Raw genomic sequence first — 12,982 nt, 5'->3', positions numbered from 1 at the left:
TTCAGTATTTTATGCCGCCTCGAGAAGCTGCTCGATTTCCCTCGCCTTTCCTTGACGAACTGCGCGCCGGAAGAGGCGCCGCTCCATTGAGTGGTCAATCCTTCCCTTTACCTGGTCAAGAACACCGAACTCGACGAACGCTTTCAAACGGTCGCCCTGCGAAAATTCTTGGAAGAAACGCAGCTGCAAGTCTCGGACGTGCTGTGAAGGCTCTGCCTCGACAAGTTCGACATCGATCATTTCTGCTGTTTTAGTTTCGTCAAGTTCGAATCGTCGCTCGTACTCTGGCAACCGTTCGTCTATCTCTGTCAGCAGCTCCTCGACGAGTTTTCCCTCTACTGCCGTTTTCTCGTGATCCGATTGCTTCGCTCTCTTACGGAAGTTGGGTGACTCGAGCACCTGACGCTCTTCCTTTCCATTCATGAATTCGTCGTCCCGACGGAATCGAGCAACACTACTATCCCAAGTCCGTGGATTGAGAGATACCGCAAGAGCATCGTTGTCCTCATCCCATTCGAATGCGAGTATGTTGTATTTGTAGGTGTATTTGTCGTCGACTCGATCTGGCGCGGTGGCACCGGCTGCAAGCATCATCAACTGGCAACGATCTTCGACATCTACAATTTCAAGTCTGGGGAAATGCTCATGGCCTGAAATAAACACGCGGGCGCGTCCACGGAGGTATCCACGCGCTTTTTCCGAATCCTGGAACCAGCCGAGTGGGTGATGCGATAACACAATATTCTCCACTCCGTCATCAACCGGAAGCAGGCGCTGACGCTTGCCTAGGATTAGCTTACCTTCCTCTTTTTTACCAGAACAGATGAGGGCGGAGTTAAGCCTCACAAATCGGATCGCTCGTCCTGGAGCTAGATCCAACTTCGCGCTCATCGAGATGCCGCCATTGAGGTCTAGCTCGCAGCGATAGTCGAGCGCAAAGCCCTTGTATGCGTCGAACCGTTCGTACAGGATCTTGCAGTCGCTCTCGTCGTCGAGGTGTTTGTCGAGCCACTCATCGCCTCCTTCTCTAATTGAATAAAGAACGCTGTCGATGGTGTTCGTAATTTTGGTTCGGTCGATGTCGTGATTTCCAGGAACCAACTGAACGTCCGTTCGCTGGCAGCCGATCGCATCCGTTAACTCGGCCAGCCACTCTGCAGCCAAAGCGTATTCCTCTTCTCGTGCGGAGTACGCGATGTCTCCGGTCACGATCACACCGTGCGCTTTTCCGCCGAATTTTCCGACTTCCTCAGACGCATCTTCTATCAGACGCTTCTTAGCGTCTGCATTCTCGGCATCGGTGCCACCATCCTTTTCCTGACCGAAATGGATGTCGGACAGATGTACGAATACTGTCTTCAAGTTGCGTCTCCTGACGAGCAAAATTTACTTAACTATTGTTACTTAGCTATTGCCAGAAATGGTAACACTGCCGTATCACGTTCTAATGCGAAAAGGCATCTTCCAACTGATTTTATTGCATGTTTGATCAGCCTATGGAATTAAGTGACTGTCTTCATAGTGACGCAGCTCCATTTCCACCCAAGTCAGATCCTTGAGACTAACGCGAAGGGAATAAGACCCTCCTTTCAAGCGGCCTTCGACATTTCCCGCAACACAGTTCGCCGTTTCATCCGATCCGATGTCAACGAACCTACTTCTCCAGCAAGGCGTTCGCCAAGCTCGCTCGATGACTTCACAGCTAAGCTCTCCGCCCTGGCTCTGCGCGGAGGCGATCAAACCTCGAAAGCAAAGAAAGGCCCTGAAACATATGTTCCTGGATTTGAAAGAACTGGGATATGAGGGGTCGTATGACCGGGTGGCTGCCTTCAGCAGGCAATGGAAAGTGGGTCAAATGGAGAGGATCAAATCCACGAGCAAATCAACAGTGTCGCGGGGAATGGCGAGCCTGTGAGCTATATCCCGGATTGAAATTTCAATGCAAATCAACATGGTTGCCGACGAAAAGGGAAAGATCTATACCACGCCTTCTGATTTTTATTGCAAATATTTCTCTTTGGAAATGTTTGATTATCTTGGGAAAGTGCAGAGTTACGTCACCGAAGTACAGACTTAAACGAATTCCACCGACAAAGCCCTAAAAGACAATTTTAAATTTCGATAAAAAATTGCAGTCCGGCGCCTAAAATCCCAATGAATTCACGAAAAGATTCGCAAAATACCCTTCAAGTCATTGATTTTAAAAACAAATCTTAGTGACATTATTTTTGATCGCTGTGACATTAATTATGATCGCGGACATCATCCCACCCTTGAAAAACCGCCATCGCGCCCCTATACTTAGCACTCGTTAGGGGAGAGTGCTAACAACTCATCCTGGCCTACCACTTTTCCGATGTGGCACGGATTTCTTGCTGCAGGGCTTAAGTACACTTTGCAGCCGATGCCGCAATTATTTCGCAGTTTTTTTTAACTTATTGAATTTAAGGAGTTTTCATGAGCCTTCGTCCTTTGCACGATCGCGTTATCGTCAAGCGTCTCGACCAAGAAACCAAGACCGCATCCGGTATCGTGCTGCCTGACGCAGCAACTGAAAAGCCAGATCAAGGCGAAATCCTGGCTGTCGGCAACGGCAAGATCCTCGATGACGGCAAGGTCCGTCCGCTGGCAGTCAAGGTCGGCGACCGCGTTCTGTTCGGCAAATACTCCGGCCAAGCCGTGAAGATCGATGGCCAGGAACTGCTGGTCATGCGTGAAGAAGACCTGTTCGCCGTCGTCGAAAAATAATCGACTTCCTGCTGCCTCGGCGCTGTGCAACACATCCTGCGCCGGCAGCGAACAATTCTGATCGAGGCTGATCAAGCCAATTCAAACGAATTTTTGGAGAATCCAACATGGCAGCAAAACAAGTAATTTTCGGCGATGACGCACGTGCAAAAATCGTCAATGGCGTCAACATCCTGGCTAACGCAGTCAAGGTAACTCTGGGTCCCAAGGGCCGCAACGTGGTTCTGGAGCGCAGCTTCGGCGCTCCGACCGTCACCAAGGACGGCGTTTCGGTTGCGAAAGAAATCGAACTGAAAGACAAGCTGGAAAACATGGGCGCGCAACTGGTTAAAGAAGTTGCCTCCAAGACTTCCGACAACGCAGGCGACGGTACAACTACCGCTACCGTGCTGGCTCAGGCGATCGTTCGCGAAGGCTTCAAGTACGTTGCAGCCGGTTTCAACCCAACCGACCTGAAGCGCGGCATCGACAAGGCTGTCACCGCCATCGTCGGCGAAGTCAAGCTGTTGGCGAAGCCAACAACAACCAGCAAGGAAATCGCTCAAGTCGGTTCGATCTCGGCCAACTCGGATTCCGATATCGGCGACATCATTGCCAAGGCAATGGACAAAGTCGGTAAAGAAGGCGTCATCACCGTGGAAGACGGCAAGTCGCTGGAAAACGAACTGGACATCGTCGAAGGTATGCAATTCGACCGCGGCTACCTGTCCCCATACTTCATCAACAACCAAGAAAAGCAAGTTGTTGCCCTGGAAAACCCGTTCGTCCTGCTGTTCGACAAGAAGGTTTCGAACATCCGTGACCTGCTGCCTATCCTGGAACAAGTCGCCAAGGCCGGCCGTCCACTGCTGATCATCGCTGAAGATGTCGAAGGCGAAGCACTGGCAACTCTGGTTGTGAACAACATCCGCGGCATCCTGAAGACTGCAGCCGTCAAGGCTCCTGGCTTCGGCGACCGTCGCAAGGCAATGCTGGAAGACATCGCTATCCTGACCGGCGGCCAAGTGATCGCTGAAGAAGTCGGCCTGACCCTGGAAAAAGCCACTCTGGCTGAACTGGGCCAAGCCAAGCGCATCGAAATCGGCAAGGAAAACACCACCATCATCGACGGCAACGGCGAAGCCATCGCTATCGAAGCACGCGTCAAGCAAATCCGCGCGCAAATCGAAGAAGCGACTTCCGACTACGATCGTGAAAAGCTGCAAGAACGCGTTGCCAAGCTGGCAGGCGGCGTTGCACTGATCAAGGTTGGCGCAGCCACCGAAGTCGAAATGAAGGAAAAGAAAGCACGCGTTGAAGATGCTCTGCACGCTACCCGCGCTGCGGTTGAAGAAGGCGTTGTGCCAGGCGGCGGCGTTGCCCTGCTGCGCGCTCGCGCCAACGTCAAGAACCTGAAGGGCGACAACGCCGATCAGGAAGCCGGCATCAAGATCGTTCTGCGCGCTGTCGAAGAGCCACTGCGTCAGATCGTGTTCAACGCAGGCGACGAACCTTCGGTCGTGATCAACGCCGTGCTGGCCGGTTCGGGCAACTACGGTTACAACGCTGCCAACGGCACCTACGGCGACCTGGTTGAACTGGGCGTTCTGGATCCAGCCAAGGTCACCCGCTCCGCTCTGCAAAACGCAGCATCGGTTGCCGGCCTGATCCTGACAACCGACGCACTGGTTGCTGAACTGCCGGAAGACAAGGCAGCCGGCGGCATGCCAGGCGGCATGGGTGGTATGGGCGGCATGGGCGGTATGGACGGCATGATGTAATTCGGCTGCGCCTGCATTCTCCGGAATGCGGGCGCACCGGAAAGCACGCTTTCCTGCAGCACAAAAAAAAGGCCTCGAGCGATCGAGGCCTTTTTTATTGCGCGGAGAGTTTGCGTTTGCGTCTGCGGCCAGAAATCAGATCAATTCAGATCAATTCAGATCAATTCAGATCAATTCAGATCAATTCAGATCAATTCAGATCAATTCAGATCAATCCGCGAACAGCAAACCCTGATTGGGATCCGGCAGCTTGCTGCGGCGCTTTTGCGGAACTGCGGTGCCGGGCTTGTTGTGCAAGGCATGGGCGCCTTCCAGCGTGAGCAGCAGTTCCTTGGCCTTGAGGCCGCCGGCGAATCCGGTCAGCTCGCCGGAGGCGCCGATGACGCGATGGCATGGCGCGATGATGGAAATCGGATTTTTGCCGTTGGCCGCACCGACTGCACGCACCGCCTTGATATCGCCCAGTTGCAAGGCGATTTCGCTGTAGCTGCGGGTTTCGCCGAACGGGATGGTCAGCAGCGCCGCCCACACCCGTTTCTGGAAATCGGTGCCGGTGAAATCCAGCTCGATTTCAAACTGTTTGCGCTTGCCGGCGAAGTATTCGTTGAGCTGGCGTTCGGTCTCCTGCAGCACCGCGCTGTCCGGGTCGGGACTCATTTCTCCCAGGCGCACGCGCGTGGGCTTGTCGTTTTCCCACAGGATCGCCGCCAGCCGCTCACCGCGGCCGACCAGAGTCAGCTCGCCGACGGGCGACTGCATGGTTGTATAGACGTATGGCATCGATGGTTTCCTCGGGACCGGGACGGCTATCTTAATCGCATTGCGGCGAGCATGCAGGACCCGGTTGCGGAGATTGTCAAAATGAAAATCCCCGGCATGCACCCGACCGGCGTTGTTCTTTGCAATTCGCGCCGGGAAGCGCGTGGTTATGCCTTTTCCTCATTAGGGAATATGCAAAATGTAGTTCCGCCTGCAACGAAATCCTCATAAAATCACGGGTCTATATAAAAAATCCGAAAAATATCGGCAGCAGCCTGCCTCGGGCCGGCCTGCTGCCTTTTTCATTCAGGCAACATCGAAAGCAATATGATCGAAATACAGGGGGTCACCCAACGCTTCCCCAACGGCAGCGGCACGGTCGACGCGGTACGCAACGTCGACCTGTCCATCCGCAAGGGCGAAGTCTTCGGCATCATCGGCCGCAGCGGCGCCGGCAAGAGCACGCTGGTGCGCACCATCAATCTGCTCAATCGCCCGACCGAGGGCAAGATCATCCTCGACGGCAAGGACATGACCACGCTGTCGGCTGACGACCTGCGCGATGCGCGCCGCCATATCGGCATGATTTTCCAGCACTTCAACCTGCTGTCCTCGCGCACCGTGTACGACAACATCGCGTTGCCGCTGGAGCTGGCCGGCCTGTCCAAGGCCGAGATCGCGAAAAAGGTGGAACCGCTGCTGGAGCTGGTGGGCCTGACCGCCTTGAAGGATCGCTATCCGGCGCAGATTTCCGGCGGCCAGAAACAGCGCGTCGGCATCGCCCGCGCCCTGGCCAACGATCCGAAAGTGCTGCTGTCAGATGAAGCCACCTCGGCGCTCGACCCGGAAACCACCCGCTCGATCCTGGAACTGCTGCGCAAGATCAACAAGGAACTGGGCCTGACCATTGTCCTCATCACGCACCAGATGGAAGTCATCAAGGTCATCTGCGACCGCGTCGCCGTGATGGAAGCCGGTGAAGTCATCGAACAGGGCGAAGTCCTGGACGTGTTCCGCGAACCCAAACATGAAGTCACGCGCGCCCTGATCGGCGACGTCATCGCGCATGAACTGCCCAAGGGCGTACTGGAGCGCCTGCGCGCGCGCCTGGCCAATACGGAGGCAGGCTCGGGCACTGATCACCTGTTCCGCTTCGCCTTCACCGGCTCGGGCGTGGACCAGCCGCACCTGTCGGAAGCGGTGCGCCGTTTCGATCTCGACTTCAACATCCTGCACGGCCAGATCGACGAAATCCAGGGCCAGGCCTTCGGCTCGCTGGCGATCCTCGCCAACGGCACCGCCGAGAACATTACCAATGCAATGAATTACCTGCGTGCGCAAGGCGTCGTGGTGGAGGAGCTGAACCATGTCATCTGAACTGATTGACCTCTTCGTCAGCTCGTTCGGCGAAACCCTGATGATGGTCGGCATTTCCGGCCTGCTCGGCGCCGTCTTCGGCGTGCCGCTGGGCATCGCGCTGCACCTGACCGAACGCAAGGGCATCCTGCCCAACGTCGCGTTCAACCGCGTGGCCGGCTTGCTGGTCAATGCCGTGCGTTCGACGCCGTTCATCATTTTGCTGGTGGCCGTGATTCCATTCACGCGCTTCTTCGTCGGCACCTCGATCGGCACTGCCGCCGCGATCGTGCCGCTGACCATCGCCTCGGCGCCGTTCATCGCGCGCCTGGTCGAGACCGCCCTGCGCGAAGTCGACCACGGCCTGGTCGAAGCCGCGCAAGCCATGGGCGCGACCACCTGGCAAATCATTTACAAGGTCTTGGTGCCTGAAGCGTTTGCTGGTATCGTCGCGGGTCTTACGATCACCTTCGTCAGCCTGGTCGGCTATTCCGCCATGGCCGGCGCGATCGGCGGCGGCGGCTTGGGCGACCTCGGCATCCGCTACGGCTACCAGCGCTTCCTGCCGGAGGTGATGCTGGCAGTGGTGCTGATCCTGATTGTATTTGTGCAATTGGTGCAAACGCTGGGAGATGTCCTGGTACGTCGTCTGAGCCATCGTTAAGAACAGGTCCAGGCAAAAAAACAATGCAGCTATCCGCTGCTGCTATCGAAGAGAGAGGGAAACAATGAATCGTCGTCAATTAATCCAGTTTTTCGCAGGTCTGGGCGTAGTTGCCGGCCTGGTGTCCGCACCGGTCCTGGCACAGGACAAGCCGATCAAGATCGGCGCCACCGGCGGCCCGCACGCTGAAATCCTGGAGCAGGTAAAGAAGCTGGCCGAGAAAGACGGCCTGAAGCTGCAGATCGTTGAATTCAGCGATTACATCCAGCCGAACGCGGCGCTGGCTGCCGGCGATCTCGACGCCAACAGCTATCAGCACCAGCCGTACCTGGATGCGCAAGTCAAGGACCGCGGCTACAAGCTGGTCAGCGTCGGCACCACCATCACCTTCCCGATGGGCGTGTACTCGAAGAAGATCAAGTCGCTCAAGGACCTGAAGAACGGCGCCCGCGTCGGTATTCCCAACGATCCGACCAACGGCGGCCGCGCGCTGCTGCTGCTGCAAGCGCAAGGCGTGATCAAGCTGAAGGCTGATGCCGGCCTGAAGGCGACACCGCTGGACATCGTCGACAATCCGAAGAAGGTCAAGATCATCGAACTGGACGCAGCGCAACTGCCACGCTCGCTGGATGACTTCGATGCTGCCGCCATCAACGGCAACTTCGCCGAGTCCGCAGGCCTGTCGCCAACCAAGGACGGCATCGCCATCGAAGCCGCCAAGGGCCCTTACGTCAACGTCATCGCCGTACGCGTCGAAGACAAGGACAAGCCTTGGGTCGCCAAGCTGATCAAGGCTTACCACAGCCCGGAAATCAAGAAGTTCGTGATCGAGAAGTACAAGAACTCGGTCGTGACTTCCTGGTAACGCATCCCCGGCAAGCAGTTCCGCCGCAAAAAGGGCTTTCTTCGGAAAGCCCTTTTTTACGCCCCGGGTTTCCGAACAGCGAAAAAAAACGGCTGAGCACTGTGCCGGCGCCGATGGCAGCGCAATAAAAAAAGCCCGCATGAGCGGGCTTTTCAGGCGTCGGCATACCGGCGTGTTACTCGGGACGGCCGCGGTTCTTTTCCGCTTCCTCGGCGGCGATGGCAGCGAGTTCTGCGGCCTCTTCCGCTGCCGCGATGGCCAGCTCGGCCTGGTAGTTTGCCAGCAGCTCGGCGCGCGTGGCGGGCGTCTCCAGCGTGATTTGTCCGAGGGCGCCGGTGCGATAGTCCTGCAGGAAAGTGTGCGCCGCCTTTTCATAATCGAAGTCGCCGCCCTTGAGACGAAAACCGCGCTTGGTGGCAACGCCCTCCACCACCGCCACGCCGTCCATGCCTTCGGTCTTGAAACCGTAACGCGCCGCCAGCAAGTGCGGGTAGCGCTTGAGCAGTTCATCGGCGAGGAAGGTGGCAACCTCTTCCTCGATCAGCGCATTGCTGCCGATCGCATGGCTGGCGGCCAGCATCAGGCCGTCGCTGGGGTGCTGGATCTTCGGCCACAGCATGCCGGGCGTATCGATCAGCACCATGTTGTTGCCGAGGTAAAGACGCTGCTGGGTCTTGGTCACGGCCGGCTCGTCACCGACGGCGGCCACGCGCTTCTTGAGCAGCGCATTCATCAGCGTCGACTTGCCGACGTTGGGAATGCCCATGATCATCATGCGCAGCGGCTTCAACGGCGTGCCGCGATGCGGCGCCAGCGCCAGCGCCAGCTTGGGCACCTTGGCGACGTCGCTCGGCTTCTTGCAGCTGAGCGCGACGGCGTTGACGTTCTTCTGGCTGTTGTAATGCGCGATCCACGCTTGCGTGACGGACGGATCGGCCAGGTCGCTCTTGTTGAGGATCTTCAGGCAGGGCCGCTGGCGAAACAGGCGGATCTGCTCGATCATGGGATTGCAGCTGGCCTGCGGCAGGCGGGCATCCACCACCTCGATGACCAGGTCGACCTTTTCCATCGCTTCCGCCGCCTTCTTGCGGGCGGCGTTCATGTGACCTGGGAACCATTGAATAGACATGCGGAATTCTTCTTTTTGCAAAATAAGCCGCTATTTTACGGCCTGCGGCCTGTTTGCTTCCAAAAAGAAGACCGGAGCGTGCTTATTCCCCGGCTGGTGCGACGGCAGCCGTGCTTGCCGCCGAGCGCGTATTGACATAGCGCAACACCAGCACCAGGGCCAACGCGTAGACGATCGCCACCACGCCGTAAGCCAGCACGATGCGCGTGATCCAGCCGCCGAAGCTGTGCAGGATCGCGCCCATCAACGCCACACCGACCAGCGCGCCGATCTGGCGATTGGCATTGAGCGCGGCGGCGGCGCTGTTGGCGTGGCCCTTGCCGGCCACCTGCATCACGGCGGTAGTCATGGCCGGAATGGCGGTGCTGATGCCGAGGTTGGCGAGCGCGCCGGCGACGGCCAGCATCCAGTAAGGCGTCTCCGGCGTCAACCCGATCAGCACCGCAGAAAACACCGCGCCCACCGTCAGGCCCAGGCGCAGCGGCAAACGCGGTCCGAAACGCGCCGTCATGCGGCCGGAAGTCAGGTTACCGATGAAGATCACCGCCATCATCGGCAGCATCTGCAGACCGGTTTGCAGCGCGTCGGCGCCGCGCGCCTGCTGCAGGAACAGCGCCAGGAAAAAGAACTGCCCGTAGACGCCGAAGTTGATCAGGAAGCCGATGCCGTTGGCGGCTGCGAACTGCGGCGTGGCGAACAGCGCACGCGGCAGCAAAGGCGCCGCGCCGCGACGTTCGCGCTGCACCAGCATGCCCAGCGCCAGCACCACCACGATCACAGCCGTGACAATGGGCAGCGAGGTCCAGCCGTACACCGGTCCCTGGATCAGCACGAAGCTCAGCGCAGCCAGCATCAGCACGCCGAGGAAATGGCTGGTGATGGTCAGCGCCCGCATGTGCCGTTCCACCGCCGGAATCATTTTGACGGCCATGAACAGGCCGAGCAAGCCGACCGGCACGTTGATCAGGAACACGCTGCGCCAGCCGAACGAATGGATCAGGATGCCGCCCACCAGCGGCCCCACCGCTGCCGCGCCGCCGACCGTGGCCGACCAGACGCCCAGCATGCGGGCGCGCACGCGGTCGTCTTCATAGACATGGGTCAGCAGGCTCAGCGAACTTGGCATGAAGAACGCCGCGCCCAGGCCTTGCAACAGGCGCGCGGCAACCAGCATGCCGCCGTTGGGCGCCGCGCCGCACAGCAGCGACGCCACCACGAACAGCACCAGTCCGAGCAGATAGATATTCTTGGCGCCGTAGCGATCGGCCAGTGCGCCGCCGACCAGCAGCATGGCGGCGAAGCTCAGCGTATAGCCGTCGACGATCCAGACCAGCATGCTCAGCGGCGTCGCCAGGCTTTTTTCAATCGATGACAAACCGACATTGACCACGGTGACGTCGAGCATCGCCATGACGAAGCCGATGGCCAGCGTCACCAGCGGCAGCAGGCCAATATGGGCGTCGGCCTTGCGCGGAATCGCGGCGATGGTGCCGGCCGGCGCGGGACATTGAGTAGATTGAGTAGACATGGGAGCACTTCTCTTTCGATAGGGTTGCCGCCCGGCATCCAACGCGCGAAGCGGAGGGAATGCGAGCAAGGATGCCATTCTAGGCTGGTTGCGCAATGCAATAAATAAGCATAAGCTCAGCGCTCTGATGCAAATTTGCATCACCCAAACGCTTACCCTTCGCTTACCCATCACTCACCTGTCTGCAATAGGAACCATCATGGATTGGGACAACGCCCGTATTTTCCTGGCGATACAGCGCGCCGGCACCTTGCGCGGCGCCGCCGAACAACTGCAGATCGACCAGGCCACGGTCGGCCGCCGTCTGAACGCAATGGAGAAATCGCTGGGCGCGCGGCTGTTCCTGCGCACCCCGGCCGGCTACGTGGCGACGCCCGCCGGCGACCTGGCCGTGGCCGCTGTCGAAAAGATGGAACTGGCGGCAGACCAGCTGCAACGCCAGATGCAGGGTATCGACGAGCGCCTGTGCGGCGTGGTGCGCATTGCCGCCACCGATACGATGGCCAAGCACGTGCTGATGCCGGCCATGCAGCAACTGGCTGCCGATCATCCCGCGATTCGGGTGGTGCTGACGACCTCGACGCAGGTTTCAAACCTGACCCGGCGCGAGGCCGACCTGGCCGTGCGCAGCCTGCGCCCGACCAGTCCCGACCTGATTTCGCGTCACCTGAAGCGGCTGGCGGTCGGCCTCTACGCCTCCAGGAGCTACGTCAAAAAGCACGGCCAGCCGCAACCCGGCACTGCGCTGGCCGGACATGACGTCGTGATTTACCAGCGCGCGGTCTCTGCGTCGCAGCTCGAGAGCATCTGCGGCGAATCGACCGCCAACGCACGCGTGGCGATGGAAGTGAGCTCGGGGCTGATGCTGATCGAAGCGGTGGCGGCGGGACTGGGCATCGGCGAGCTGCCCACGCACATGGGCGACACGGTACCGCAGCTGGTGCGGATCTGGCCCGAACGCGCCGAGCCTTACGACATGTGGCTGGTGCTGCACAGCGACCTCAATCGCACCGCCCGCGTGCGCGCCGTGGCCGATGCCATTGTGGCGGCTTACGACCGTCTCTAGTCGAGATCAGCCAGCACCTTGAGGTGCGCCACCACGCTGCGGCCCAGCGCCGAGAGGTTGTAGCCGCCTTCCAGACAGCTCACGATGCGGCCGCGCGCGTACTGTCGCGCCACGTCCATGATCTGCCTGGTCATCCAGGCGTAATCGGCTTCCACCAGCGCCATCTGTCCCATGTCGTCTTCACGATGGGCGTCGAAACCGGCCGAGATGAAGATCATCTGCGGCTGATGCGCGTGCAGCGCCGGCAGCCACTTGTCGGTCACCAGCTGGCGCACCACGTTACCCGCCGTGTAAGCCGGCAACGGCTCGTTGAGGATGTGCGGCTCGGCCGGATCGGCGCCGCTGAACGGATAGAACGGATGCTGGAAGAAGCTCACCATCAGCACGCGCGGATCATGTTTGAAGGCGGCTTCGGTGCCGTTGCCGTGATGCACGTCGAAGTCGACGATGGCGACGCGCTCGAGGCCATGGATCTCCATCGCGTGACGCGCCGCGATGGCAACGTTGTTGAACAGGCAAAAACCCATCGGTGTGGTCGGCGTGGCGTGATGTCCGGGAGGACGCACCGAGCAGAAGGCGTTTTCGAGCTCACCGGCGATCACTGCATCGGTCGCGGCGACGGCGGCTCCGGCCGCACGCAAGGCGGCGTTCCAGCTGTGGCGGTTGATCGAGGTGTCGGCGTCCAGCGGGTAGTGTGCAACATCGTCCTGCGCCAGCGTGGCGGCGTTGTCGCGAATCAACGCCACCGCGTTGGCGGTGTGCACGCGCTCGATGTCGGCGACCTCGGCCAGCGGCGCCTCGCGCCGTTCAAGGAACTGGTCGATGCGGCTGGAGATCAGTTGATCCTCGATGGCCTGCAGGCGCAGCGGCGTCTCCGGATGCCAGTCGCCCATCTCGTGGCGCTGGCAGTCGGCATGCGTATAAAAAGCAGTCGTCATTATTATCTTTGCTTCGTTCCTCCCGGTACGGGAGTGTCTCGTGGCGTCCGTCGCGTCCCGGGCATCTGCTGCGGCTGCGGCTGCGGTGGCGGTGGCGGTGGCACCTGCCTCTAGTGTACATCCAAGCGCTTCGGCGGGAGTGGGCGGCGGTCGGACCGCCCGGCCGATC

General features: G+C 59.2%; 11 protein-coding genes. 6 read left to right on the top strand and 5 right to left on the bottom strand.

The window, feature by feature from the left end; genetic code table 11:
- Nucleotides 1–9 precede the first annotated feature (9 nt).
- Entirely contained in the window at nt 10–1,362 is a 1,353-nt protein-coding gene (locus F506_RS02510; RefSeq protein ID WP_053195188.1) for a metallophosphoesterase, read from the bottom strand.
- A gap of 1,095 nt (nt 1,363–2,457) precedes the next feature.
- On the opposite strand from F506_RS02510, the gene groES reads away from it, so the two are divergent.
- Together groES and groL are read left to right on the top strand one after the other, a co-directional pair.
- Nucleotides 2,458–2,748: a co-chaperone GroES gene (groES, locus tag F506_RS02500; protein WP_007882171.1), complete on the top strand. Its 291-nt coding sequence runs from the start codon at nt 2,458–2,460 to the stop codon at nt 2,746–2,748.
- Between the two features lie 107 nt (nt 2,749–2,855).
- Nucleotides 2,856–4,508 carry a chaperonin GroEL gene (gene groL, locus F506_RS02495; protein WP_053195187.1) on the top strand — a complete coding sequence of 551 codons (1,653 nt, stop codon included), beginning with the start codon at nt 2,856–2,858 and terminating at the stop codon, nt 4,506–4,508.
- A 210-nt stretch (nt 4,509–4,718) separates the two neighbouring features.
- Here the strand turns inward: groL and F506_RS02490 are convergent, their stop codons facing one another.
- Nucleotides 4,719–5,288 carry a methylated-DNA--[protein]-cysteine S-methyltransferase gene (locus F506_RS02490; protein ID WP_053195186.1) on the bottom strand — a complete coding sequence of 190 codons (570 nt, stop codon included), beginning with the start codon at nt 5,286–5,288 and terminating at the stop codon, nt 4,719–4,721.
- Between the two features lie 306 nt (nt 5,289–5,594).
- On the opposite strand from F506_RS02490, the gene F506_RS02485 reads away from it, so the two are divergent.
- The 3 genes from F506_RS02485 (at nt 5,595) to F506_RS02475 (ending at nt 8,152) form a co-directional block, all read left to right on the top strand.
- The gene (locus F506_RS02485; RefSeq protein ID WP_053195185.1) at nt 5,595–6,644 is read left to right on the top strand and encodes a methionine ABC transporter ATP-binding protein; all 1,050 of its coding nucleotides are present in this window, start codon (nt 5,595–5,597) and stop codon (nt 6,642–6,644) included.
- On the top strand, nt 6,634–7,287 hold the full coding sequence (locus F506_RS02480; protein ID WP_053195184.1) for a methionine ABC transporter permease: 654 nt from the start codon (nt 6,634–6,636) through the stop codon (nt 7,285–7,287). The genes F506_RS02485 and F506_RS02480 overlap by 11 nt, the downstream gene beginning before the upstream one ends.
- A 64-nt stretch (nt 7,288–7,351) precedes the next feature.
- Nucleotides 7,352–8,152, top strand: coding sequence for a MetQ/NlpA family ABC transporter substrate-binding protein (locus F506_RS02475; protein ID WP_053195183.1), 801 nt, complete (start codon nt 7,352–7,354; stop codon nt 8,150–8,152).
- A 175-nt stretch (nt 8,153–8,327) separates the two neighbouring features.
- Here the strand turns inward: F506_RS02475 and ylqF are convergent, their stop codons facing one another.
- Together ylqF and F506_RS02465 are read right to left on the bottom strand one after the other, a co-directional pair.
- On the bottom strand, nt 8,328–9,281 hold the full coding sequence (gene ylqF / locus F506_RS02470; protein ID WP_083458203.1) for a ribosome biogenesis GTPase YlqF: 954 nt from the start codon (nt 9,279–9,281) through the stop codon (nt 8,328–8,330).
- Between the two features lie 82 nt (nt 9,282–9,363).
- Nucleotides 9,364–10,809, bottom strand: coding sequence for an MFS transporter (locus tag F506_RS02465; RefSeq protein ID WP_235471351.1), 1,446 nt, complete (start codon nt 10,807–10,809; stop codon nt 9,364–9,366).
- 199 nt (nt 10,810–11,008) lie between these two features.
- Here F506_RS02465 and F506_RS02460 point away from each other — a divergent pair, with 199 nt between their 5' ends.
- Nucleotides 11,009–11,875: a LysR family transcriptional regulator gene (locus F506_RS02460; protein WP_053195181.1), complete on the top strand. Its 867-nt coding sequence runs from the start codon at nt 11,009–11,011 to the stop codon at nt 11,873–11,875.
- Here F506_RS02460 and F506_RS02455 read toward each other — a convergent pair.
- Nucleotides 11,872–12,813 (bottom strand): histone deacetylase family protein, encoded by a 942-nt coding sequence (locus F506_RS02455; protein ID WP_053195180.1) that lies wholly within the window; start codon nt 12,811–12,813, stop codon nt 11,872–11,874. The two genes, F506_RS02460 and F506_RS02455, sit on opposite strands and share 4 nt — an antisense overlap.
- Between the last annotated feature and the right edge of the window lie 169 nt (nt 12,814–12,982).

The sequence above is a fragment of the Herbaspirillum hiltneri N3 genome (genome assembly GCF_001267925.1).
In the GTDB taxonomy this organism is placed as follows: Bacteria; Pseudomonadota; Gammaproteobacteria; order Burkholderiales; family Burkholderiaceae_D; genus Herbaspirillum; species Herbaspirillum hiltneri.
The sequence above is the reverse complement of the archived record's forward strand: the minus strand, read 5'-3'. Positions and strand labels throughout refer to the sequence as shown.